Origin of the sequence: Kineococcus rugosus (assembly GCF_050871975.1) — a bacterium.
GTDB lineage: Bacteria > Actinomycetota > Actinomycetes > Actinomycetales > Kineococcaceae > Kineococcus.
The window spans coordinates 14,424-38,143 of record NZ_JBJLSJ010000036.1 but is presented as its reverse complement, the minus strand read 5'-3'; the positions used below and the strand labels follow the sequence as shown (position 1 = coordinate 38,143).

Annotated in this window: 22 protein-coding genes; 9 read left to right on the top strand and 13 right to left on the bottom strand. The window is 75.9% G+C overall.

Features of this window, described 5'->3' with window-relative positions:
* Positions 1-17: 17 nt before the first annotated feature.
* The gene (locus ACRYM6_RS18535) at positions 18-857 is read left to right on the top strand and encodes a MerR family transcriptional regulator (RefSeq protein WP_432544360.1); all 840 of its coding nucleotides are present in this window, start codon (positions 18-20) and stop codon (positions 855-857) included.
* A 25-nt stretch (positions 858-882) separates the two neighbouring features.
* Here ACRYM6_RS18535 and ACRYM6_RS18530 read toward each other — a convergent pair whose 3' ends face one another.
* The 7 genes from ACRYM6_RS18530 to hutH form a co-directional block, all read right to left on the bottom strand.
* Complete coding sequence (locus ACRYM6_RS18530) at positions 883-1,794, bottom strand: hypothetical protein (RefSeq protein ID WP_432544359.1); 912 nt, start codon at positions 1,792-1,794, stop codon at positions 883-885.
* A 103-nt stretch (positions 1,795-1,897) separates the two neighbouring features.
* On the bottom strand, positions 1,898-2,038 hold the full coding sequence (locus tag ACRYM6_RS18525; protein WP_432544358.1) for a hypothetical protein: 141 nt from the start codon (positions 2,036-2,038) through the stop codon (positions 1,898-1,900).
* 80 nt (positions 2,039-2,118) lie between these two features.
* Complete coding sequence (locus tag ACRYM6_RS18520) at positions 2,119-2,262, bottom strand: hypothetical protein (RefSeq protein WP_432544357.1); 144 nt, start codon at positions 2,260-2,262, stop codon at positions 2,119-2,121.
* A 36-nt stretch (positions 2,263-2,298) separates the two neighbouring features.
* Entirely contained in the window at positions 2,299-3,441 is a 1,143-nt protein-coding gene (gene hutI / locus ACRYM6_RS18515; protein ID WP_432544356.1) for an imidazolonepropionase, read from the bottom strand.
* Complete coding sequence (locus ACRYM6_RS18510; RefSeq protein WP_432544355.1) at positions 3,438-4,748, bottom strand: formimidoylglutamate deiminase; 1,311 nt, start codon at positions 4,746-4,748, stop codon at positions 3,438-3,440. The genes hutI and ACRYM6_RS18510 overlap by 4 nt, the downstream gene beginning before the upstream one ends.
* Complete coding sequence (gene hutU, locus ACRYM6_RS18505; RefSeq protein WP_432544354.1) at positions 4,736-6,409, bottom strand: urocanate hydratase; 1,674 nt, start codon at positions 6,407-6,409, stop codon at positions 4,736-4,738. Before hutU ends, ACRYM6_RS18510 begins: the two co-directional genes overlap by 13 nt.
* 11 nt (positions 6,410-6,420) lie before the next feature.
* Positions 6,421-7,965, bottom strand: a complete 1,545-nt coding sequence (gene hutH, locus ACRYM6_RS18500; RefSeq protein ID WP_432544353.1) for a histidine ammonia-lyase — start codon at positions 7,963-7,965, stop codon at positions 6,421-6,423.
* A 72-nt stretch (positions 7,966-8,037) separates the two neighbouring features.
* Between hutH and ACRYM6_RS18495 the strand changes: the two genes are divergently transcribed.
* On the top strand, positions 8,038-8,799 hold the full coding sequence (locus ACRYM6_RS18495; protein WP_432544352.1) for an IclR family transcriptional regulator: 762 nt from the start codon (positions 8,038-8,040) through the stop codon (positions 8,797-8,799).
* A 34-nt stretch (positions 8,800-8,833) separates the two neighbouring features.
* Here ACRYM6_RS18495 and ACRYM6_RS18490 read toward each other — a convergent pair whose 3' ends face one another.
* The gene (locus tag ACRYM6_RS18490) at positions 8,834-9,295 is read right to left on the bottom strand and encodes an OsmC family protein (RefSeq protein ID WP_432544351.1); all 462 of its coding nucleotides are present in this window, start codon (positions 9,293-9,295) and stop codon (positions 8,834-8,836) included.
* Positions 9,296-9,332: 37 nt separating this feature from the next.
* Positions 9,333-10,097: a TetR/AcrR family transcriptional regulator C-terminal domain-containing protein gene (locus tag ACRYM6_RS18485; RefSeq protein ID WP_432544350.1), complete on the bottom strand. Its 765-nt coding sequence runs from the start codon at positions 10,095-10,097 to the stop codon at positions 9,333-9,335.
* Between the two features lie 85 nt (positions 10,098-10,182).
* Here ACRYM6_RS18485 and ACRYM6_RS18480 point away from each other — a divergent pair, with 85 nt between their 5' ends.
* Positions 10,183-10,560, top strand: a complete 378-nt coding sequence (locus tag ACRYM6_RS18480; RefSeq protein ID WP_432544349.1) for a VOC family protein — start codon at positions 10,183-10,185, stop codon at positions 10,558-10,560.
* Between the two features lie 101 nt (positions 10,561-10,661).
* On the top strand, positions 10,662-11,177 hold the full coding sequence (locus ACRYM6_RS18475; RefSeq protein WP_432544348.1) for a DUF4383 domain-containing protein: 516 nt from the start codon (positions 10,662-10,664) through the stop codon (positions 11,175-11,177).
* A 3-nt stretch (positions 11,178-11,180) separates the two neighbouring features.
* Here the strand turns inward: ACRYM6_RS18475 and ACRYM6_RS18470 are convergent, their stop codons facing one another.
* On the bottom strand, positions 11,181-12,635 hold the full coding sequence (locus ACRYM6_RS18470) for an aminotransferase class I/II-fold pyridoxal phosphate-dependent enzyme (RefSeq protein WP_432544347.1): 1,455 nt from the start codon (positions 12,633-12,635) through the stop codon (positions 11,181-11,183).
* 155 nt (positions 12,636-12,790) lie between these two features.
* On the opposite strand from ACRYM6_RS18470, the gene ACRYM6_RS18465 reads away from it, so the two are divergent.
* Positions 12,791-14,179: a M20/M25/M40 family metallo-hydrolase gene (locus ACRYM6_RS18465; RefSeq protein ID WP_432544346.1), complete on the top strand. Its 1,389-nt coding sequence runs from the start codon at positions 12,791-12,793 to the stop codon at positions 14,177-14,179.
* Positions 14,176-15,327, top strand: coding sequence for a carboxylate-amine ligase (locus ACRYM6_RS18460; protein ID WP_432544345.1), 1,152 nt, complete (start codon positions 14,176-14,178; stop codon positions 15,325-15,327). The genes ACRYM6_RS18465 and ACRYM6_RS18460 overlap by 4 nt, the downstream gene beginning before the upstream one ends.
* Here the strand turns inward: ACRYM6_RS18460 and ACRYM6_RS18455 are convergent.
* Entirely contained in the window at positions 15,315-16,397 is a 1,083-nt protein-coding gene (locus ACRYM6_RS18455) for a spore photoproduct lyase family protein (protein ID WP_432544344.1), read from the bottom strand. The genes ACRYM6_RS18460 and ACRYM6_RS18455 overlap by 13 nt on opposite strands.
* Positions 16,398-16,484: 87 nt before the next feature.
* On the opposite strand from ACRYM6_RS18455, the gene ACRYM6_RS18450 reads away from it, so the two are divergent.
* Positions 16,485-17,069, top strand: a complete 585-nt coding sequence (locus tag ACRYM6_RS18450; protein ID WP_432544343.1) for a catalase family protein — start codon at positions 16,485-16,487, stop codon at positions 17,067-17,069.
* 65 nt (positions 17,070-17,134) lie between these two features.
* A complete protein-coding gene (locus tag ACRYM6_RS18445) occupies positions 17,135-17,446 on the top strand; it encodes a hypothetical protein (protein WP_432544342.1) in 312 nt (103 codons plus the stop codon).
* A 5-nt stretch (positions 17,447-17,451) separates the two neighbouring features.
* Here the strand turns inward: ACRYM6_RS18445 and ACRYM6_RS18440 are convergent, their stop codons facing one another.
* Together ACRYM6_RS18440 and ACRYM6_RS18435 are read right to left on the bottom strand one after the other, a co-directional pair.
* Positions 17,452-18,846 (bottom strand): APC family permease, encoded by a 1,395-nt coding sequence (locus ACRYM6_RS18440; protein WP_432544341.1) that lies wholly within the window; start codon positions 18,844-18,846, stop codon positions 17,452-17,454.
* Between the two features lie 82 nt (positions 18,847-18,928).
* Complete coding sequence (locus ACRYM6_RS18435) at positions 18,929-20,692, bottom strand: putative bifunctional diguanylate cyclase/phosphodiesterase (protein WP_432544340.1); 1,764 nt, start codon at positions 20,690-20,692, stop codon at positions 18,929-18,931.
* Positions 20,693-20,961: 269 nt separating this feature from the next.
* Between ACRYM6_RS18435 and ACRYM6_RS18430 the strand changes: the two genes are divergently transcribed.
* A complete protein-coding gene (locus tag ACRYM6_RS18430) occupies positions 20,962-23,700 on the top strand; it encodes a putative bifunctional diguanylate cyclase/phosphodiesterase (protein ID WP_432544339.1) in 2,739 nt (912 codons plus the stop codon).
* The last annotated feature ends 20 nt before the right edge of the window (positions 23,701-23,720 follow it).

The following is a 23,720-nucleotide window of genomic DNA, read 5'->3' as shown; positions in this document are numbered from 1 at the left end:
TCCACGGTGGGGGTGTCATGTTCAGCATCGGGGAGTTCGCCGCCCTGGCCCGGGTGTCCGTGCGCGTGCTGCGCCACTACGACGCCCTGGGCCTGCTGCCGCCCGCGGCCGTGGACCCCGCGACCGGCTACCGCTCGTACAGCGCCGCGCAGCTGGGCCGCCTCAACCGCGTCCTGGCCCTGAAGGACCTGGGGCTGACGCTCCGGCAGGTCCGGGCCGTCCTGGACGAGGAGGTCGGCGCGGAGCAGCTGCAGGGGATGCTGCGGCTGCGCCGGGCGCAGCTCGCGGAGCAGGTCGCGGCCGACGCGGCCCGCCTGCGGGCGGTGGAGGTGAGGCTCCGGGTGATCGAGGAGGAGGGCACCGTGGGAACCCAGGACGTCGTCGTGAAGGACACCGACCCCGTGCGCGTCGCGGAGCTGTCCGCCGTGGCCGCGAGCTTCGAGCCGGAGGAGGTCGGCCCCGTCATCCAGCCCCTGTACGAGCGGCTGCACCGCGAGCTCGCCGAGGCGGGCGTCCGGCCCGCCGGCCCGGGCGTCTCCTGGTACGAGCACGAGGGCAGCGGGGACGAGGGGGCGGTCCGCGTGCACGCCGGGGTCGTGGTCGACGCGCGGCAGGGGGCCGTCGGGGACGTGCGGGTCACCGACCTGCCCGCGGTGCGGGTCGCCGCGATCGTCCACCACGGCCCGATGGACGGCGTGGACGCCACCTGGCAGGTCCTCGCCCGCTGGGTCGAGGACAGCGGTCACCGCCCGCTGGGGCTCGGCGGGGAGGTGTACCTCGACTACTGCCCGGAGGACCCCTCCCACGGGGTCACCGAGCTGCACGTGCCCATCGGCCCGGCCGCCGGGCGGCCCTAGCGACCTCGGGCGGCCTCGGGCGGTCTCAGGCGACGAGGTGGGCGTCGAAGTCGCCGTCGTCGGCGGCCTCCCCGCGGACCACCGCGGCCAGCCGCGCCAGCCACGCGGCGCCCGCCTCGTCGTGCACGGTGTGCCGGGGCTCCAGGACCGGGTACGGGGTGGCGGGGACGCCGTCGGCGGGACGGACGTCGACGTGCGCGACGACGTGCCCCTGGGCGTGCAGCCAGTCGGCCATGGCGTAGTCGGTGCGGGAGTCCCCCACGGTGCGCCACGCCGTCGGCAGCGGCCCGTCGGCGGCGAGCAGGCGCAGCGCCATCTCGGCGCCGCGGTCCTTGCCGAGCAGCACCGACTCGACGTCGGTGGAGATGATCGTGGGGTCGATCCGCCAGTCGACGCCGCCGCGGGCGTCGGGGACGGTGACGCCCTTCCAGGTGACGCCGAGGTCGAGGTCGGTGAAGACCTGCAGGGCGGCCTGCTCGTAGTCGGGCTGGCGGGCCAGGTAGGTCGCGGAGTCGACGTCGAGGCGCTGCTCCAGGGAGACCATGGCCCGCTTGCCGCCGTCGACGAACAGGACGTCGCCGAACTCGTCGCGGGCCAGGGCCTCCAGCCGGGTGACGGCCTCGGCGGGCACCGCGACCGTCTCGTCCACCACGACGGGCGTCGGGCCGTCGGCGGTGACGGAGAACGTCACCGCGCCCTTCTCGCAGACCGCGTGCAGCCGCGCCGCCGCGGGCAGCCCGGCGGCGAGGATCGGGCCGACGACCTGCTCGCGGAGGAACTCGTCGGAGCGGCCGGTGTTGAAGACCACCGGCACGCCCGCGGCGAGCAGTTCGAGGAGGCTGTCGAGCAGGCCCGGTGCGCTGATCGAGCGGGTCACCGGGCTCGCGATCGGGCCGTCGACGTCGAGGAGGAGGCCGAAGGCCGGGGCGGTCTGCACCCCCCGATCCTCCCACCGCCTCAGCGGCGGCCGGGCAGGGCCGGGACGCGGGTGGCGGGGACGACGCCGGCGGGGTCTGCTCGGGAGCTGGGCGGGGCGGCGCTCAGGTGAGGGCGTCGACGACGGCGCGCACGACGGCGAACGGGAACCTCAGGAGCCCCCCGGCGGCGGAGAGCAGGTCGGCGACGTCGGCGGTGACCTCGGCGGCCCGGGCGGCCCGGCGGGAGGTGCGTCTGCGGCCCATCCCCCCAGCGTGGGGCAGGGCGACGGCGCGGGGGCCCGGTGGCGGTGCGGTTCCCCCGTTCGGCGGGACCCCCCCGACGTTCAGGTGAGGGCGTCGAGGATGGCCCGCAGCACCCGGAACGGGAACGTCACGACCGTCCACACGACTCCGGCCGCGTCGGTCACCTCGGCGACCCCCTCGACGGCCTTCCCGGCCCGGCGGCGTGCGCGCCCGCGTCTCCCCACCGCTCCAGCATGGCGCGGGTCCCCGGCCGGTGGGGGTCAGTGGACGGAGTGGGTGAGAGGGACCCCGGGGCGGTAGGCGAGGTGGGTCACCGAGGGGGCGTCCAGGACGTGCAGGTCGGCGCGGGCGCCGACGGTGAGGCGGCCCACGTCGGTGCGGCGCAGCGCCCGGGCGCCGCCGGCGGTCGCGGCGTGCACGGCCTCGGCGACGGTCAGGCCCATCTGCAGCACGGCGGTGGCGACGCAGAACGCGACGGAGCTGGTGTAGCTGGACCCGGGGTTGCAGTTGCTGGCGATCGCGACGGTGGCGCCCGCGTCCAGGAGCCGGCGGGCGGGGGCCAGGGGCTGGCGGGTCGACAGGTCGCAGGCGGGCAGGACGGTCGCGACGGTGCCCGACCCCGCGAGCGCGTCCACGTCGGCGTCGGACAGGTGGTTGCAGTGGTCGACGCTGGCGGCGCCGAGCTCCACGGCGAGGCGGACGCCGGGGCCGCGGGTGAGCTGGTTGCCGTGCACGCGCAGCCCCAGGCCCTCCGCCCGCGCGGCGAGGAGCACCGCGCGGGACTGGTCCTCGTCGAAGGCGCCGTCCTCGCAGAACACGTCGGCCCAGCGCACGAACGGCAGCACCGCCTCGAGCTGGGGGCCGACGAGCTCGTCGAGGTAGTCGCCGGGGTCGGCGCCGGGGGCGACGACGTGCGCGCCCAGCCAGGTGACCTCGTCGGTGAACTCCCGCGCCAGCCGCGCGGCGCGCAGCTCCTCGGCGGGCGTCAGGCCGTAGCCGGTCTTCGTCTCCAGCGTCGTGGTGCCCTGGGCGCGGGCCTCCGCGACGTGCCGGCGCAGGTTCCGGCGCAGCTCGTCGTCGGTGGCGGCGCGGGTGGCCGCGACGGTCCGCAGGATCCCGCCCGCGGCGTAGGGCTCCCCCGCCACCCGGGCCTCGAACTCGGCGGTCCGGTCGCCGGCGAACACCAGGTGCGAGTGCGCGTCCACCCAGCCGGGCAGGACGGCGCGGCCGCACACGTCGACGCGGTCGTCGGCGTCCGGGGCGCGGGAGGCGGGACCGGTCCAGGCGACGCGGTCGTCCTCGACGACCAGGGCGGCGTCGCGGATCCGGCCCAGCAGGTCGTCCCCGCCGACCTCGGGGTCGTTCGTGGTGAGTTCGCCGATGCCCGTGTAGAGGGTGCTCACGAGCGGCTCCTGAGGATCTCGACGAGGCGTTCCTCGGGCACGGTCCGGTGGACGCCCCCGCGGACGGTCGGCTCCCCCGCGACGACGACGTCGGTGACGTCCTGCGCGGTGGCCGTCAGCACGACCTGCGCCGGGTCCGAGCCCGCCGTGCGGGCCGAGCCGGTGCGGACGGCGACGAGGTCGGCGGGCTGACCGACGGCGATCGTCCCGCCCTCCAGGCCGAGGCTGCGGTGCCCGCCCGTCGTCAGGGCCGCGACGAGCTCCGCGGGGGTGAACACCCCGCGGCGCAGCGACCTCAGCCGGGCGGCCCCCTCCAGGCCGCGGGCCTCCAGGAACGGGTCGACGACGGCGTGCTGGTCGGTGCCGAGCGCGAGGACCGCCCCGGCGTCGTGCAGGGCGCGGGTGCGGCCGACGCCGTCGCCGAGGTCGGCCTCCGTGGTGGGGCACGCCGCGACCGACGCCCGCCGGGCGCCGAGGAGGGCGACGTCGGCGTCGGTGACGTGGTTGGCGTGCACGACGGTGAGCGCGGGGCTCAGGGCCCCCGCGCGGTCGAGGAGCTCGGTCGGGGTGCAGCCGTACGCCCGGCGGCACGCCTCGTTCTCGGCGGGCTGCTCGGACAGGTGGACGTGCACCGCCGCGCCGAGGTCCCAGGCGGTCTCGGCGACGACCGCGAGGTCGGCGGGGCCGACGGCGCGGACGGAGTGGGCCGCGACCCCGACGCGGAACGACTCGTCGGCGGGGATCTCCCGGACGCGCCGCGCCCAGGCCCGGGCGTCGCCGTCGGAGAACCGTCGCTGCTCGGGCAGGACGGGTTGGCCGGGCGCGGACGTGAGGTACAGCGCGTCGAGCAGGACGAGGCGGATCCCCGCCGTCCGCGCCGCGTCCCGCAGCGCGAGGGCCATCGCGTTCGGGTCCTCGTACGGCGTCCCGTCGGGCCGGTGGTGCAGGTAGTGGAACTCCCCCACCGCCGTCCAGCCCGCGAGGACCATCTCGGTGAAGGCGGCCGTGGCGAGCTCGCGGTAGGAGTCCGGGTCGAGGCGGCCGGCGAGCGCGTACATCGCGGTGCGCCACGTCCAGAACGTCCCGCCGTCCCCGTGGGTGCGGCCGCGCAGCGCGCGGTGGAAGGCGTGGGAGTGGGCGTTCGCGAACCCCGGGAGCACCAGGCCGGTGAGGACCTCGTCCCCGGGTGCAGCCGCCGCTCCCGGGGTGACCGCGGTGATCCGGCCGGCGGCCACCTCGATGCGCACGTCGCGCACGGCGGCACCGTCCAGCCAGGCGCTCTGCGCGTGGAAGGTCACGATTCCCACATCGGGACGCGCAGCCCGCGCTCGCGGGCCACCTCGGCCGCGCGGTCGTACCCGGCGTCGACGTGCCGCATGACGCCGGTGCCGGGGTCGTTCGTGAGGACCCGCTCGATCTTCTCCGCGGCGAGCGCGGTGCCGTCGGCGACGGTGACCTGCCCGGCGTGGATGGAGCGGCCGATGCCGACGCCGCCGCCGTGGTGCAGCGACACCCACGTCGCCCCCGACGCCGTGTTGAGCAGGGCGTTCAGCAGCGGCCAGTCGGCGATCGCGTCGGACCCGTCGGCCATCGCCTCGGTCTCGCGGTACGGCGAGGCCACCGACCCGGAGTCCAGGTGGTCGCGGCCGATGACGATCGGGGCGGACACCTCGCCGTTCGCGACGAGCTCGTTGAACCTCAGCCCGGCGAGGTGGCGCTCCTTGTACCCGAGCCAGCAGATGCGCGCGGGCAGCCCCTCGAAGTGGACCTTCTCCCCCGCGGCGGTGATCCAGCGGCGCAGCTTCTCGTCCCCGGGGAACAGCTCGAGGACCGCGCGGTCGGTGCGGGCGATGTCCGCCGGGTCCCCCGACAGCGCGGCCCAGCGGAACGGCCCGCGACCCTCGGCGAACTGCGGGCGGATGTAGGCCGGGACGAACCCGGGGAACTCGAACGCGCGGTCGTACCCGCCGAGGCGGGCCTCCTCGCGGATCGAGTTGCCGTAGTCGAACACCTCGGCGCCGGCGTCCCGGAACCCGACCATGGCCCGCACCTGCTTGGCCATGGACTCGCGGGCGCGGCGGGTGAAGTCCTCGGGGTCCTTCGCGGCGAGCTCGTGCCACTCCTCCACGGTGACGCCCTCGGGCAGGTAGCTCAGCGGGTCGTGCGCCGAGGTCTGGTCGGTGACGACGTCCACGGGGGCGCCGACGTCCAGGAGCTGGGTGAACACCGTCGCGGCGTTCCCGACGACGCCGACCGACAGGCCGCGGCGCTCGTCGCGGGCCCGGACGACCCGTTCCAGGGCGTCGTCGAGGTCGGTGGCGAGCTCGTCGAGGTAGCCGTGGTCGACGCGGCGCTGCAACCGGGCGCGGTCGACGTCGACGACGATCGCGGCGCCCCCGTTCAGCGTGACCGCCAGCGGTTGCGCGCCCCCCATGCCGCCCGCCCCGCCGGTGAGGGTGATCGTGCCGGCCAGGGTCCCGCCGAACCTCTTCTCCGCGACGGCGGCGAACGTCTCGTAGGTGCCCTGCAGGATCCCCTGGGTGCCGATGTAGATCCACGACCCGGCGGTCATCTGGCCGTACATCGTCAGGCCCTGCTGCTCCAGCCGGCGGAACTCCGGCCAGGTCGCCCAGTCGCCGACGAGGTGGGAGTTCGCGATGAGGACGCGCGGCGCCCACGCGTGGGTGCGGAACACCCCGACGGGTTTGCCGGACTGCACCAGCAGCGTCTCGTCGTCCTCCAGGCCCTCCAGGGTGCGGACGATCGCGTCGTACGCCTCCCACGAGCGCACGGCCCGGCCCGTGCCGCCGTAGACGACGAGGTCGTCGGGGCGTTCGGCGACCTCGGGGTCGAGGTTGTTCATGAGCATCCGCAGCGGGGCCTCGGTCTGCCAGCTCTTCGCGTGCAGCGTGCTCCCGCGGTGGGCGCGGACGGGCCTGGGCCCCGGGCCGTGGGGGTGTGCGGACACGTGGGACTCCCTCAGTCGATCTCGGTGACGGAACGGGCGGCACTGACGACGGCGCCCGAGGCGACCAGGCCCACGACGGCCTCGATCTCGGGAGCCAGGAAGCGGTCGGGGCCGGGGCCCTCGACGACGGCGCGGACGGTCCGCAGGACCTCACCGGTGACCGGGCCCGGCCGCAGGGGCGCGCGCAGGTCCAGCGCGCGGGTGGCGGTCATGACCTCGATCGCCAGGACCCGGGTGAGGCCGTCGAGGGCGCGGCGCAGCTTGCGCGCGCCCGCCCAGCCCATCGACACGTGGTCCTCCTGCATCGCCGAGCTCGGGATCGAGTCGACGCTGGCGGGGACGGCGAGGCGCTTGAGCTCGGAGACGATGCCCGCCGCGGTGTACTGCGCGATCATCAGCCCGGAGTCGACCCCGGCGTCGTGGGCGAGGAACGCGGGCAGGCCCTGGTTGCGGGCGCGGTCCAGGAACCGGTCGGTGCGGCGTTCGGAGATGCTCGCGAGGTCGGCGACGGCGATGGCCAGGAAGTCCAGGACGTAGGCGACCGGTGCGCCGTGGAAGTTCCCGTTGGACTCCACCCGGCCGTCGGGGGTGACCACCGGGTTGTCGACCGCGGCGGCCAGTTCCCGCTCGGCCACCGCGCGGGCGTGGGCGGCGGTGTCGCGGCCGGCGCCGTGGACCTGCGGCGCGCAGCGCAGCGAGTACGCGTCCTGCACGCGGGTGCACTCCGGGCCCTTGTGGCTGGCGACGATCGGCGAGCCCGCCAGCGCCCGGCGGACGTTCCCGGCGGAGACCCGCTGGCCGAGCTGGGGCCGCAGCCGCTGCAGGTCGTCGGCGAAGACGGCGTCGGTGCCGAGCAGCGCCTCGACGGACAGCGCGGCGGCGAGGTCGGCGGTGGCGAACAGGGTGTCGAGGGTGTCCAGGGCCAGGGCGAGCTGGCCGAGCATCCCGTCGGTGCCGTTGATGAGGGCCAGGCCCTCCTTCTCGGCCAGCACGACGGGTTCGAGGCCGTGGCGGGCCAGGGCGGTGGCGGCGTCCAGGAGCTCGCCGTCGGCGGTGCGGACGGTGCCCTCGCCCGTGACGGCGAGCGCGCAGTGGGCCAGCGGTGCGAGGTCGCCGGAGCAGCCGAGCGACCCGTGCTCGGCGACCACGGGGGTGAGGTGGGCGTTGAGGAGGTCGGCGTAGGCCTGCGCGGTGCGGGCCCGGACGCCGGTGCGGCCGGTCACCAGCGTGGACAGCCGCAGCAGCATCGTGGCGCGCACGACCTCGGTCTCGACCTCGGGCCCGGACCCGGCGGCGTGCGAGCGGACGAGGCTGCGCTGCAGCTGGGCCCGCCGGTCCAGGGGGATGTGGGTGGTCGCCAGGGCGCCGAACCCGGTGGAGATGCCGTAGTGGGGTTCGGCGTCGCCGGCGAGGGCCTCGACGCGGGCGCGGGACTCCTCGACGGCGGCGAGCGCGGCGGGGTCGAGCTCGACGTGGGCGCCGTGGCGGGCGACGGCCACGACGTCGTCGACGGTGACGGGGCCGGCGGGGACGAGGACGTTCTTCACGGGACCCATCCCACCCGAGCCGGGGGGCCCCGTCAGCGGGCGGCGCGGCGCCGGTGTCCAGGGTGCTGGACACTTCACGGCGTGGTGACGTCCGCGGGGGCCCCGACCGTGGGGGCGGCGCTGAGGATCCTGTCGTTCATGGCGGCCCAGCAGGGGCCGGTGGCGGCGGCGACCCTGGCGCGGTCCCTGGGCCTGCCCCGCTCCAGCGTCTACCGGTTGCTGGCGGAGCTGGCCGAGCAGGGGTTCGTGCTCCGCTTCCCCGAGGCGCACCGGTACGGGCTGGGGATCGCGGCGTTCGAGCTGAGCTCGGGGTACGTGCGGCAGGAACCGGTGACGCGGCTGGGCCGGCCGGTGCTGGCCGCGCTCGTCGACCGGGTCGGGGAGAGCGCGCACCTGGCGGTGCTCGTGGGCGGGGAGGTCGTCTACCTCGTGGAGGAGCGGGCCCCGCGCCGGCCCGCGCTGGTGACGGACGTGGGGGTGCGGTTGCCGTCGCAGCTGACGGCGAGCGGGCGGGCGCTGCTGGCCGCGCTGCCCCGGGAGCAGGTGCGGGCGCTGTTCCCCGACGCGGCCTCGCTGGTCGCGCGGGGGGTGGAGGTGTCGCCGCGGCAGCTGCGGGCCGTGCTCGTGGAGACCCGGGCGCGGGGGTACGCGGTGGAGGACGGGGAGGTCACCCCGGGTTTCGCGTCGGTGGCGGTCGCGGTGACGGACCGGGCGGGCTGGCCGGTGACGAGCCTGGCCGTGACGTTCGAGGCGGCGGCGGTGGACGCGCGGCGGCGGGAGGAGCTGGCGGCGGCGGTGCGGCGGCACTCGGGGGAGCTGCGGCGGCGGTTGTTCGGGGGGTGAGCCCCTGGCGGCGTCCGCCAGGGGCCGCGGGCCCTCAGGACAGGGGCAGGCGTTCCCAGTCGCTGCTGAACTCCAGGCCGCTGCGCTTGAACAGCTGGGTCACCGGGCACCGGCGCTCGGTCTCGGTGCGCAGGGTCTCGAAGGTGGCCTCGTCGGCGTCGGTCTGCACCTGCACCCGGACCGCGACGCGGTCGAAGTTCGCGTTGCCCTCGGCGCCGGTGCCGATGACGGCGGGGTTCAGGTCCCCCTGGACGTGGAAGGTCCAGCCGCCCAGCTGCACGCCCAGGCCCTTGGCGACGATGTCGCCCGTGACCTGGTTGCAGGAGGTGAGCGCGCCGAGGGCGTAGCTCAGGGGGCTGGGCGCGGCGTCCGCGCCCCCGAACGAGGGGTAGGTGTCGGCCTGGAAGGTGTGCTGGTTGTCGCCGGGGACGGTCAGGTGCTGGGCCACACCGGTGCCGCGGGCCTCCACGACGAAGGGGACGGTCTTCGGGCTCACGCGGTCTCCTCGGGTCGAGCGGGACGTTGAACCTTCATCATGAGGGCGGTCGGTCGAGCAGCGCGGCGAAACCGTCGAGGACCCGCTCGAGGGCGAAGGCGTGGGCGCGGTCGGGGTCGTGGGCGCTGCCGGCGGCCTCGCCGGCGGCGGCGCCGACGCGGACGGCGCGGGGGTAGCGCGCGGGGTCGAGGTGGCGGGCGAGCAGCGGGCCGGCCGCCGCCCACCACTGCCGGTCGCTGCCCGACCCGGCGGTGATCGCGCGGGCGTCGGCGGCGTCGCGGGCGCAGGCGCGGACGACGACGAGCAGGTGGGTCAGGCAGGCGTCGCGGGTGACGTCGTCGACCGCGGTCTGGTCGAAGGCGGCCAGCTCGTGCTCGTACTTCGCGGTCTGGCCCGGGCCCAGGGAGGGGCGGACGGTGGAGACCTCCGCGACCCACGGGTGGCGCTCGAACAGCTCCCGGTTGTCCCGGGCGACCGCCCGGAGGCGGTCCCGCCACGGCTGGCCCGTCGTGTCGGTGCGGGGCATCCGCAGGTAGGCGGCGTCGAGCATGAGGTCGAGGAGCTCGGCGCGGTCGGCGACGTAGGTGTAGAGCGACATCGTCGAGATCCCGAGGCGCTCGGCGACGCGGCGCACCGTCAGCGCGGCCAGGCCGTCGGCGTCGGCGAGGGCGAGGGCGGCCTCGACCACGGCGTCGAGGTCGTGGCGGCGGCGCGGGCCGCGGGCGGGGACGGCGGTGGGGTCGCGCCACAGGAGGGCCAGGGTGCGCGCGGGATCGCCGGCGTTCGGACGGGCGGGGCTCACCGGCCGATCATCACCCAGGGGGGCGGGAACGCGGCGGGCGGTCGGCGCGTTCTCCCCGTACAGCGTACGGAGAGAGGGAGCCCCCGTGAAGGTCACCGCCACCGCCCTGTCGATGAACGTCGAGGACGAACGCGCCTCGGCCGCGTTCCTCACCGACCACTTCGGCTTCACCCTCGACAACGCCGCCGACGGGTACGCCAGCCTCAGCCGCCCCGACGTCGGGACCCACCTCGTCTACCTGCGCCGCGGCCTCGCGACGCTGCCCGCCGACCAGCGCGAGGAGGTCGCGCACGGGCAGATCGTCGCGTTCGTCGTCGACGACCTCGAGGGGGAACTGGCCCGGTTGCGGGCCGAGGGGGTCGAGATCACCATGCCGTTGACCGTCGAGGAGTGGGGCGAGCGCGCGTTCCAGGTCCGCGACCCCAACGGCGTGATCGTCCAGCTCGTCGACTGGAACGGCTGACGCCCCGCTCCGGCGCGCCCCCGCGGCGCGCCGGTGCGATGCTCGCCGACGACGGTCCAGCCCGCGGCCCCGACCCCCACCCCGACGATTGGTGAGCGCCGATGACCGACCAGCGAGCCCTCCAGCCCCGTCGCGACGACGACGTCGAGACCACCCTGAAGGCCGAGTCCAACCCCCTGCAGCTCGCCCGGACCCGCGGCGGCCCCGTCCGCCGCCACGCCCAGTTCACCGGCGCGTTCCTCACCTTCCTGGGGATCTGCGGCGTGATCCCCGGGATCACCACGAACTACGACGCGATGGGCTTCTTCACCAGCGGGGCCCAGCTGTTCGGGATCTTCACCGTCTCGATCGTCAGCTCCGCGCTGCTCGCCTTCTACGGGGTCACCGTCCTCGCGTTCGCCGGGTCGGTGCGCCAGGCCCACAAGAACGTCGTCCTGCACGCCCTGGTGCTCATCGGCATGGGCTTCGCCGGCATCGGGATCGTCAACCAGTCCTCCGCCCCGGTGCTGCCCACCGACGCCGAGAGCAACTGGCTGTACCTGCTGCTCGGCGTGTTCTTCCTGATCGGCGGCTCGATCTCCCGCAAGCGGGAGATCGAGCTCAACGGCGTGTTCTGACGCTCAGCGCGCCACCACCCGCAACGTCCGCACCGAGGCGTCGGCGGCGTCCGGGACGAGCATCCCCGCCGCCACGCCCGAACGCAGGTAGTCCACGGCCTCGGCGCTGACGACCTCGCCGGGGGTGAGCACCGGGACCCCCGGCGGGTAGGGGCTCACGACCTCGGCGGCGACGCGGCCCACGGCCTCCTCCACCGGGACCTGCTCGGCCGGGCCGAAGAACGCGTCCCGCGGCAGCACCGCGTTCTCCAGCTCCAGCCCGGCCGGGCTCGGCAGGTCCACCGGGGGCTGCCGCTCGAACCGCGCGGTCGTGAGCCGCTGCAGGGACTCCTGCAGCCGGTCGAGCCGGGACCGGTCGTCGGCGTAGCTCAGGCGCGCCCCGATGCGGCAGGTGTCGGCCGACCCGACGTCCACGTGGCACTGCGCGCGCAACCACTCCGCGGCCTGGAACCCGCTGATCCCCAGCGCCCGGACGTCGATCGTCAGCGCCATCGGGTCCAGCTCGAACGCCCCGCCCGTGCCGACCACCTCGCGCCCCAGCAGGTCCAGGCCCTCGATGCCGTCGACCTCGGCGCGCAGCCGCGCGGTCCGCTCCAGCGCCGCGCCGAGCAGCTCGCGCCCCTGCTCGACCATCTGCCGCCGCCAGCCGTCCAGGCTGGCGTACACCAGCGGCGAGGAGCTCGTCGTGCCCAGCAGGTCCTCGCGCGCCGACAGGACGTCGGGGTCGACGCGGTCGCCCCTGAGGTGGAACACCGAGCTCTGCTCGATGGCGCCGCCCATCTTGTGGACGCTGGTCACCACCAGGTCCGCGCCGACGTTCACCCCCCACTCGGGCAGGTCGGGGTGGAACGGCAGGTGCGCCCCCCACGCCTCGTCGACGATGAGCGGCACCCCGAACTCGTGGCAGACGTCCGCGACGCCGCCGATGTCGGCGCACGTGCCCCAGTCGGTGGGCGAGATGAGCAGCATCCCCTTGGCGTCGGGGTTCGCCTCCAGCGCCGCCCGCACGTCCGCCGGCTCCGGCGGGTGGGCCAGGTGGCGGTCGGCGTCGAAGTGCGGGTGCACCCACACCGGGTCGATGCCGGAGATGATGACGCCCGCGATGACGGACTTGTGCGCGTTGCGCGAGACCAGCAGCTTCTCCCCCGGCCCCGCGACGGAGATCATCGCGGACTTGACCGACAGGGAACTGCCGCAGGTGGAGAAGAACGCCCGGTCCGCGCCGACCGCGTCGGCCATGAGCTCCTCCGCCTGGCTGAGCACGCCCTGCGACTCCCGCCGGTCGTCCAGGCCGTTGAGGGTCAGGATGTCCGCCGCGAACAGCCCCTCGCCCAGCACGGCCAGGACGCGCGGGTCCACGCCCAGCCCCTGCCGGTGCCCGGGTGGGCCGAACACCACGTCCCCGCGACGGTGGAAGGCCTCGATCGCCTCCAGGACGGGTGTGCGGGAGTGGTCCACGGTGCTGCTCCGATCGTCGGCCCGGTGTGACGACCGGTACCTACCCCGCCCCGCGGGGGGCATGCGGACCCCGACCGGGTTGCGGACCGGCCCCCGTGTGCTGTCCTGGGACAGGTCCAACGGTGCGGCCGACCGCTCGTCGGAAGGCCCCTCCCGTGACCGGAGAACTCCAGCGCGTCCGCGACCACGTCGACGCCCACCGCGACGAGCTGCTGGAGCACCTGATCGGGTGGGTCCGCATCCGCTCGGTCTCGGCGAACCCCGACAACTCCCCCGACATGATCCGCTCGGCGCACTGGCTCAGCGGGGTGCTGCGCGAGACGGGTTTCCCCGAGGTCGAGGTCTGGCGCACCGACGGCGCCCCCGCGGTGTTCGCCCGCTGGCACGCCGCCCCCGGCGCGCCCACGGTCCTCGTCTACAGCCACCACGACGTCCGCCCCGCCAAGGACGACCACTGGGAACAGGCACCGCCGTTCGAACCGGCGCTGCGCGACGGGAAGCTGTGGGGCCGGGGCGCCTCCGACGCCAAGGGACAGGTCCTCGCGCACGTGTGGGCCGTCCGCGCCCACCTCGCCGCGACCGGTCAGGACGCGCCCGCCGTGAACCTGACGGTGCTGGTCGAGGGGGAGGAGGAAGCGAGCTCGACGCACCTGGCCGATCTCCTCGAGGAGCACCGCGACGACCTCGCGGCCGACCTCATCGTGCTGTCCGACACCATGATCTGGGCGAAGGACGCCCCCGCCCTGTGCACCGGCGTCCGCGGTTCGGTCAGCGCCACCCTGGAGGTCCTCGGCCCGTTCCGCGACGTGCACTCCGGTGCGGTCTCGGGCCCGGCCCCGAACCCCGTCGTCGAACTCGCGCGGCTGCTCGGCGGCCTGCACGACGAGGACGGCCGCCTCACCCTGCCCGGGTTCTACGACGACGTGGTCGAACCGGACGAGGGGATCCGCGCCGCGCTGGCCGCCCTGCCCTACGACGAGGCCGACTGGCTCGAACGCAGCAGCACGCGCTCCGTCGGCGGCGAGGCGGGCTGGACCGTCCCCGAGCGGCTCTACCTGCGCCCGGCCGCCGAGGTCACCGCACTGCTCGCCGGGGACCCCGTCGGCCCCTCCCAGGGCGCGATCCCGGCCGTCGCGACGGCCGACCTCAGCATCCGCACCGTGCCCGGGCAGACCGTCGCCGCGGTGGCCGACCAGCTGCGCCGCTGGGTGGCGGACCGGATCGACGACCGGGTCGCGTACCGGCTGGAGGTGAAGGAGGAGAGCGGCCAGGAACCGTACGCGACCCCACCGGGGCTGCCGGCCCTGGACGTCCTGCACGAAGCCGCGGAGGAGGGTTTCGGCCGCCCGGTGGGCCGGATGCGCAACGCCGGCGGGTCCCCCGCCGCGCTGATCGCGAGCACCCTCGACCTGCCGCTGCTGTTCTTCGGCACCGGTCTGCCCGAGGACAACTGGCACGACAGCGACGAGTCCGTCGACGTCGACGTGCTGCTCGCCGGCGTCGTCACCCTGGCCCGGTTCTGGTCCGGGCTGGCGCGGTCGTGAGCGGTGCGGGCGCGACCCTCGGCGTCGAGGAGGAGTTCCACGTCGTCGACGCGCTGACGACGGAGCTGCGCGATGAGCCCCGGCTGACCGCCGCCGCGCTGGACGGTTCGCTGGGGCCGCACGTCGGCGCCGAGATCGCGACGACGCAGCTGGAGACCGCCACCGGTGTCTGCCGGACGCTGGGCGAGCTGCGGGCCGAGATCGGGACCCGGCGGGCGGAGGCGCGCGCCGCCGCCGCCGGGTTCGGCGCGACGGTGCTGCCCGCGTCCACGCACCCGACGGCCTGCTGGCAGCAGCAGCGCATGACCGCCCGGCCGCGGTACCTGGGGCTGCTGGAGCGGTGGGGCGTCCTGGCGCTGCAGCAGGTCATCTGCGGGTGCCACGTCCACGTCGCGGTCCCGTCCCTGGACGTCGCCGTGGCCGTGTCCGACCGGGTCCGGCCGTACCTGCCGGTGCTGCTGGCGATGACCGGCAGCTCACCGTTCCACGAGGGCACCGACACCGGGTACGACAGCTTCCGCACCCAGTGGTTCGCCCGGTGGCCCATCACGGGGGCTCCCGAGGAACTGGGCGACGCCGCCGGGTTCCACCGGGTCGTGGCGCAGCTGCGCCGCGCCGGTGCGGTCGACGACGCCTCGCACCTGTACTGGGACGTCCGGCCCTCGCTGCGGTACCCGACGCTGGAGTTCCGCGTGGCCGACGTGTGCCCCCGCGTCGACGACGTCGTCCTGCACGCGGCGCTGTGCCGCTCGCTGGTCCGGGTCCTGGCCGGCCGCGCCGAGCGCGGCCTCGCCCCGCCGCCGCTGCGCCCGGAGGTGCTGCGCGCGGCGCGCTGGCGGGCGGCCCGGTGGGGCCTGACCGGGGACCTGGTGGACCCCGTCACCGGGGACGCCGCCCCGGCCGCGGTGGTGGTCGGGGAACTGCTGGCCGAACTGCGGGACGACCTCGAGGCGGCCGGCGAGTTCGAGGAGGTCTCGGCCCTGACCGGGAAGCTGCTGGCCGAGGGGACCTCGGCCACCCGCCAGCGCGCCGTCCTGCACCGCACCGGTGACCTGGCCGCCGTCACCGCGTCCGTGCTCGCCGACGCCTGGGGTGCGGACGGGTGGACCGGGGCCCTGGCCGCGGCGGCGACCGGTCAGGTCCAGTAGAGGTACCGCGCGGCGGGCAGCCGGTCGGCGACCGCCGCCTCGAACCAGCCGCGCAGGTCCCGCATCGTGTCCTTGTCGTAGACGAACTTCACCGCGCCGAACTTCCCGTGCTTGCGGCTGCGGGTCGACTCCTCCAGGTCCAGCTTCGTCGCCGGGTACCAGCCGAGCTGGACGTCCTTGCTCTTCGGCGTGAACCGGTGGGTGATGCACTCCACCGTCAGGTCCGCACCGGCGGGCAGCTCGGCGGCGGCCGCGTCCAGGAGTTCGCCGTACGCGGTGCGCCAGTCGTCCACGGGCATGATCGGGGCGATCGTCAGGCCGACGGGGTACCCGGCGCGGGCCAGCCGGCCCAGCGCGCGCAACCGGGCCGCGACCCGCGCGGTCCCGCCCTCGAACCGCTCCACGCCGGCCACGTTCACCGACGCGCGCACGCGGGTGCGGCCGCGGTGGGGCAGGTCGAGCAGGCCGTCGACGTCGTCGTACTTCGTCGTCAGCCGCAACTGCACCGGTCCCGGCCAGGGGTGCGTCCCGAAGTGGGTGATCGTCGCCGCCAGCGAACCCGTGACGTGCTCCAGCGCCAGCGGGTCGGTGTAGCAGGACGCCTCGAACGTGGTGCCCTCGTGGCCGCGCGCCGCGGTGCCCGACGTGACCGACCCCGTCCCGACGACCTCGTCGAGCCCGGCCAGGACCCGCGGCAGGTCGGCGTACACGCGGGTGATCGGCGGGCCGGTCAGCGACCCGGCCAGGTAGCAGTACTGGCAGTGGCCCGGGCACCCCTCGGCCAGGGGGAAGGAGAAGTCCGCGCTCGGCGGGATCGGCGTGGGCCGGCGCTTGGACGCGGCGCTGGTGACGACGGCCAGGGTCCGCTTCGCCCGCGCGTAGGTGGCGCGGTCGGTGTCCTCGCGCAGCGGGGGCAGGCGGTCGCCGGTCAGCAGCCGGACGTCCTCGACGCCGGCGGCGGCGAGGCGGTCCAGGATCGCGCGGCCGTGCGGTTCGGCCTGCGCGGAAGCGGTCACGAGGACGTGGCGCGGGGTCCAGAGAACGGTGCCGGGGAGGGCTGCGGTGACCATCACCGGGTGCAACGCCCCGGCGCCGCGGGGTCGTCCCGGGACCGGTCGTGAGGTGCGCCACCGCCGGCCCGGGAACAGACTCGGGGAGTGATCTCCCGCCTGTTCCGGACCGTCGCCGCCGTCCGCGGGGCCAAGGCCCTGCACCCCCGCGGCACGGTGCTGCCCGGGACCCTGCGGCGGCATGGGCTGCACCCGGGGACGGGGGTGCGCTGGGTCGACGAACCGGGCGAGGACCGCGTCCTGGTGCGGTTCTCCCGCGCCACCGGGCTGCCCGCCCCGCTGCCGGACGTGCTCGGGCTGGCGCTGCGGGTCGAGTCGCCCGACGGCGACCCGTGGGACCTGCTGCTGTCCACCACGCTGGGCCGGCGGGTGCCGTTCCCGCGCCGGGACGCCCGCCACGGCCTGCACTCCAGCATCGCCGCCTTCAGCAGCCCGTCGGGCCGGCTGCTGGTGGGCGCCCGGCACGTCGGCGGCCGGTACCTGCTGGCCGTCGCCGCGCCCCGCGGCCCGTGGCGGCCCTTCGCCGAGCTGCACCTGCGCGCCGGGGACCGGCACGACGAGCCCCTCACGTTCGAGCCCGTGCAGCACGCCGTGCCCGGGCTCGCCGTCACGCCGGGGTGGCGGCGGCTGCGGGAACCGGCCTACTCCGGCTCCCGCCGCGGACGCCGCTGACCCCGCTGACACCGGGGCCCCGCCCGTCCGTTGCCCCGGCGGGGGCGCGGCCGTAGCCTCGGCGCGTGCCGGCCACGCGCCCGCTGGGAGCCCTCGCCACCCTCGCCCTCGCCGGGGCCGCCGTCGTCGTGCTCGCCGCCGGGGAGTTCGCCTGGACCCGGACGGACACCGGGGAGGGCGTCGCCGTGCTGGCCCTCCTGCTGGGCTGGACGCTGCTGGCCTGGGCCGCCCTGGTCGCCGCCTCCACCGCGGCCGTCCTGCTGCGCCGCCGCCCCGCGCGCGCCGCGGAGGTCGTGCTGCTCGTCGCGGGCACGGTCCTCGTCGTCGCCGCCGCCGCGTGGTTCCTGCCGGTGGGGACCGGCTCGGGCACCGGCTGAACCGCTCAGCCCCGGCGGACGTCCACCGACCGCACCGACCGGCGCTGCCAGACGTGCGTCACCACCCACAGCACCACGCCCACCGCCACCAGCACCCCGGCGATCCGGTACTGCTCCAGCGCGCGGCCCGAGGTCCAGGGCAGCACCAGGTACGCGCACGAGACCGCCCCCACGACCGGCAGCACCGGACCGGCGGAGAAGTGCCGGTGCGCGACGTGGTCGCGGCGCAGCACCAGCACCACGACGTTCACGACGCAGAACACCGTCAGCAGCAGCAACGACGTGGTGCCCCCCAGGACCGCGACCACCGGGGAGCCCGGCGCGAGCGAGACGTAGCCGACGAGCCCCAGCGCGATCGCCGTCGTCAGCCCGATCGCCGCCCACGGGGTGCGGCGCCCGGGGTGCACGGCCCCCAGCGAGGGCGGCAGGACGCCGTGCCGGCTCATCCCGTAGACCAGCCGGCTCGCCATCAGCATGTTGATGAGCGCGGAGTTCGCCACCGCGACCATCGAGATGAACGGCAGCAGGTCGGCCATCGGGAAACCCGGCGCCGCCGTCTGCGCGACCTCCACCAGCGGCGTCTCGCTCTCCCGCAGCACCCCCACCGGCACCACGGCCACGGCGCAGATCGAGACCAGCACGTACACGACGGCCGTCAGGCCCAGCCCCGTCAGCAGGGCCCGCGGGAAGATCCGGCTCGGGTCCTTCGTCTCCTCGGCCATGTTCACCGAGTCCTCGAAACCCACCATCGCGAAGAACGCCAGCGACGTGGCGGTGCTCACCGCCAGCAGGACGCTCTTGCCCTCCTGGGTCTCGAACACCACGACCCGGGAGAAGTCGGCGTCGCCGCCGGCGATCGCCCACGCCCCCAGGCCGATGACCGTCAGCAGGCCCGTGAGCTCCACGACCGTCAGGACGACGTTCAGCCTCACGCTCTCGCTCACCCCGCGCAGGTTCACCGCCGCGACCAGCAGCAGGAACGCCATCGCGACCAGCAGGACCCCGGTGTTCCCCACGCCCAGCCCGAAGCCCTCGACGAGGTTCGCGGCGAACGCCCGCGCGGCCGCCGAGGCCGAGGTGATCCCCGAGCACGTGACGACGAAGCACACGAGGAACGTGAGGGAGTGGATCCCGAACGCCTTGTGGACGTACAGCGCGGCGCCCGCGGCCCGCGGGTACTTGGTGACCAGTTCCAGGTAGGAGAACGCGGTGACGGTGGCGACGGCGAACGCGACGAGGAACGGCAGCCACGCCGCTCCCCCGACCTCCCCGGCGACCTGCCCGGTGAGGGCGTAGACGCCGGTGCCGAGGATGTCGCCGACGATGAACAGCAGCAGGAGCCGGGGGCCGATGACGCGCTTCAGCTCGTCCGGGGCCTCGTTCTGGACGGTCGTGCTCACGGGGACCTCCCACGGGTCGCGCGGCGCTGCCGAACCCCGTCCATCGTGGCAGCGGACCGGGGGGCGGTCCACCCGGCGGGGGTCAGGCGGAGACGCGGGTGGCGGAGGTCGCGGAGGAGGTGGTGGTGGAGGGGGCGCGCGGGAACCAGCGCTCCTCGGGGGCCGGGACGCCGAAGTGGAAGCCCTGGGCCGACTGCCAGCCCTGGGCGGCCAGGTGCTCGGCCTGCGCGGCCGTCTCCACGCCCTCGCAGATCGACGACAGCCCGAAGCTGCCAGCCAGGCCCACCACCGCCGCCGCGATGCGGTCGGAGCTGTCGTCCTCGGGCAGGTCGGCGACGAACGAGGCGTCCAGCTTCAGCCCCGTCACCGGCAGCCGGCGCAGGTAGGACAGCGCCGAGTACCCGGTGCCGAAGTCGTCGAGCAGGACCTCGACGCCGAGGTCGGCCAGGTCGAGCAGTTCCCGCTCCACGACCGGGTCGCCGGAGGCCAGCGACGTCTCCAGCAGCTCCACGGCCAGCCGGGCCGGGGCCAGCCCCCGCCGGCGCAGGCCGTGGGCGAGGTCCGCGGCGAACGTCCCGTCCAGCCGGCGGGCGGAGGTGTTCACCGCGACCCGGACGCCGGGGTGGCGGGCCAGGAAGCCCAGCGCCTGCTCCAGGACGACGGCGTCGACGGCCGGCAGCAGCCCGCACTCCTCGGCGACGTCGAGGAACTGCCCCGGCAGCAGCAGCCCGCGCTGGGGGTGGGCCCAGCGGACCAGCGCCTCGAACCCCGAGCGGTGGCCGTCGCGCAGGTCGACGACCGGCTGGTAGTGGACGCGCAGCTCACCGCGCTCCAGCGCCCGGCGCAGGTCGTTCTCCACGGTGAGCCGGTGGACCGCGCGCTCGCGCATGGCGCCGGTGAAGACCCGGCAGCACCCGCCGCCGGCGGCCTTGGCGGCGTCGAGCGCGGTGTTGGCGTCGCGCAGCAGGGTCGCGGCGTCCAGCGGGGGCGGGGTGCGGCCACCGGCGGCCGGGCAGGAGCGGTCCGCGGCGTCCAGGTCCACGACGACCAGGCCGGTGCTGACGGCGCAGCGGATCTCCCGCCGCCGCTGCGGGCCGTCCACCTCGAAGGGGGCCCCGAGGTGGCGGGTCAGCCGGTGGGCGACGTCCACGGCCTCGGCGACGTCGGTGAGCCCGGTGAGCACCACGACGAACTCGTCGTCGCCGAGGCGGGCCACGACGTCCCCGCCGCGCACCCCGGCCAGGAGGCGGCGGGCCACCCCGACGAGCAGCTCGTCGCCGGCGGCGTGCCCGAGGCTCTCGTTGACCACGCGGAACCGGTCGAGGTCGCAGGCGATGACGCCCAGCAGCCCGGACCGCTCCCGCAGCCGGGTCGTGAGGTCGGCGACCACGGCGTGCCGGCTGCGCAGGCGGGTCAGGGCGTCGTGGTCGGCGGGGCGGCGGCGGCCGGTGCTGTCGGCGTCGACGACCTGGAGCAGCAGGACCGGCCCGGGGTCCGCGTCCCCGGTGCCGTGACCCAGCGAGCACAGGGCCTGCCCCCGCAGGGCCGACCCGTCCGGGCGGCGGGCCAGCAGGTCGGTCACGACGACGGGGGTGCCGCCGAGCAGCTCCTCCACGACGCGGTCGAGGTCCAGGACGTCCTCCTGCCCGGGGCCGGCGGCCAGCAGGTCGCCGACCTTCGCGCCGGTGAGCCGGTCCGGGGGCAGGTGCAGGAGCCGGGCGAAGGCGTCGTTGGCCTCCAGGACCTGACCGCGCAGGTCGGTCACGGCCAGGGCGACGGCGGAGGACGCGACGGCGCCGGCGAGGGCGGGCCGTCCCGCGTCCCGCTCGTCCGGACGTTCCCGCACGGCACACCTCCTGCGCTGGGGACCATCACCGATTCTTCTAGAAGAATCCAGCCGTGCGATGAGTGTGCCGCCAGATCGGCCCCGGCACAAACGGCTGCGCGTCACGGCGTCCACCCCCCGGCACCCCGACCGCCACGGGGTCACGCAGAGTTCTAGAGGGTCACCCGACGGGGTCGCCGGCGGGTCCGCGCTGCGCCGAACGGGGGACGGGCGGCCCCCGGGGGCACCACCCGCTCAGGAACCGCGCGCCGACGGTCGATCCCCTCCAGGTGGCCGACCTCCCCGAGCGACGAGAACGACGCACGATCAGCCTGCGCACCCGGCTGCTCGTGCTCGTGCTCGTCCCCCTGCTCGGGTTCGCCGCCTTCGCCTCCATCCTCGTGACCCACCGCGTCCAGCGCGTGCAGGCCGCCGAGGACGCCGTCCGCCAGCTGCGCGCCGCGGTCGCCCTCGACACCCTGCGGGCCCGCATCGCCGAGGAGGCCATCCCGCTGGTCTCCAGCGTCGAGCTCCTCGAGCTCAGCGCCGAGGGCGGCAGCCTGCGCGAGCGCAACCGGCTCGCCATCACCCTCCACACCCTCTACGCCGGGGCCGTCGCCCGCACCGACGTCGCCGTCGCCGCCGCCACCGCCGACCCCCTGGCCCGCCCCCAGGTCGCGCAGGCCGTCCAGCGGCTCGACGTCGTCCGCGCCTCCTGGGGCGCCGGGGAGACCGCCAGCGCCCGCGAGACCAGCAACCGCCAGCTCTTCGACAAGTACCGCTTCCTCGTCTCCCAGCTCAGCGAGGCCGTCGACGCGCACCTGATCACCGCCGCCGCCGAGAGCGGCGACACCGGCCTGCAGACCGCCGTCACCGACCTGCGCCTGGCCGCGCGCGCCACCACCCTCGCCGGGGAGGAGGTGCCCTACTACCTGGGGTACCTGTCCGCCCCCGCCGGCGCCGAGGGCCCCGCCCGGACGCTGTTCCTGCGCAGCTGGGCCGGGTTCAAGAACACCTCCGACGACCTCGTCGCCTCCCGCCACCCCGCGATCCGCTCCGGCTGGATCACCGCGATGACCCACGTCGACGCCCAGGGCATCGACAAGCTCCTCGCGGCCGCCGCCGCCGACGACGACCGGACCGTCCCCGGCTCCGACGTCCTCGTCCAGCTCAGCACCGCCGTCGTCGGCCGCGACGACGCGCTGCGCGAGGTCCTCGAGGTCGCCGCCGAGGAGGCCGTCCGGACCGCCGAGGCGTACCGCGCCCAGGCCCGGCGGGAACTGCTGCGGTACGGCGGCGCCGCCGCCCTGCTGCTCGTCCTGTCCGTCGGCGGGACCCTCTACACCAGCCGGTCCATCGCCGGGCCCCTGGCCCGCCTCGCCGACGCCGCCGGCTCCATCAGCCGCGGCGACCTCGTCGACGTCGAGGTCGAGGGACCCCCGGAGGCCCGCGTCGTGGCCCGCGGGCTCGGCGCCGCCGTCACCAGCCTGCGCTCGGTCCAGGCCCAGGCCCAGGCCGTCGCCGACGGCGACCTGGAGGACGAGATCCTGCGCCGCCCCGTCGGCGGGCCGCTGGGCCGCGTCGTGCACGCCTCCGTCCAGCAGATCGTCGGCGCCCTGCGCGACCGCGAGCTGCTCCAGGAGGAGATGGCCCACCAGGCCACCCACGACGCCCTCACCGCGCTGCCCAACCGGGCCGAGGCCCTCACCCAGGTCGACCGCGCCCTGCGCCGCACCCACCGCACCGGCGACCGCGTCGGGCTGCTGTTCGTCGACCTCGACCAGTTCAAGACCGTCAACGACTCCCTCGGCCACGTCGCCGGGGACGCCGTCCTGCAGGCCGTCGCGCAGCGCCTGCGCGACCGCGTCCGCGCGGTCGACGTCGTCGCCCGGCTCGGCGGCGACGAGTTCGTCGTCCTCGTCGAGCCCGTCCTCGACGACAAGGGGCTGGTCGACCTCGGCCAGGCGCTCATCGACACCGTCTCGGCGCCCATCGCGCTGCCCGGCGGCACCGAGTCCCGGGCCCTCGTCGGCGCCAGCGTCGGCATCGCCGTCAGCCGCGTCGGCGGCCAGCACCCCGGAGCGGGCGGCGACGGTCCCGGCGAACCCGGCGAGCAGGCCGACCGGCTGCTGCAGGAGGCCCACACCGCCGCCTACCGCGCCAAGCAGGCCGGCCGCGGCCGCGTCGAGGTCTACGACGACGACCTGCGCGCCGCGCTGGCCGCCCAGACCGCCGTCGAGGAGGGCCTGCGGCACGCCCTGGCCCACGACGAGCTCGTCCTGCACTACCAGCCCGTGACGTCCCTGGACACCGGGCGGGTGGGCAGCGTCGAGGCCCTCGTGCGCTGGCAGAAGCCCGGGGAGGGCCTCGTCCCGCCCGGCCGGTTCATCCCCGTCGCCGAGGGCTCCGACCTCATCTGCGACCTCGGGCGCTGGGCGCTGCGCACGTCCCTGCGCCAGCTCGCCGAGTTCGACGCCGCCGGCGGCCCCTGCGCCGGGCTGCGCGTCGCGGTGAACGTCTCCGGCCGGCACCTGCGCTCCCCGCGCCTGGTCGACGACGTGCGCACCGCGCTCGCCGCCGCCGGCACCCGCCCCGACCGGCTCACGCTGGAGATCACCGAGACCGTCATGGTCGAGGACGACGCCGCCTGGGCGCGCCTGGAGGAGCTGCGGGCCATCGGCGTGCGCGTCGCCATCGACGACTTCGGCACCGGGTACACGTCCTTCGGGCAGCTGTCGCGGGTGCCCGTCGACGTCCTGAAGATCGACCGCAGCTTCGTCGACTCCGACGACCCCCGCACCGTCGAGCTCGTGCGCCTGGTGGTGGGCGCGGCCCGCAGCTTCGGCCTCGGGGTCGTCGCCGAGGGCGTCGAGCAGGCCTCCCAGGTCCACGCCCTGCAGGCCACCGGCTGCGACTGGGCGCAGGGGTTCCACTTCTCGCGCCCCGTCCCCGCCGAGCGGCTGGCCGCGGCCGTGCAGGACTGCGGTGCGGTCTTCGCCGCGACGAACGGGTTCGAACGGGCCTCCTGACCAGGCGTACCCTCGACCGG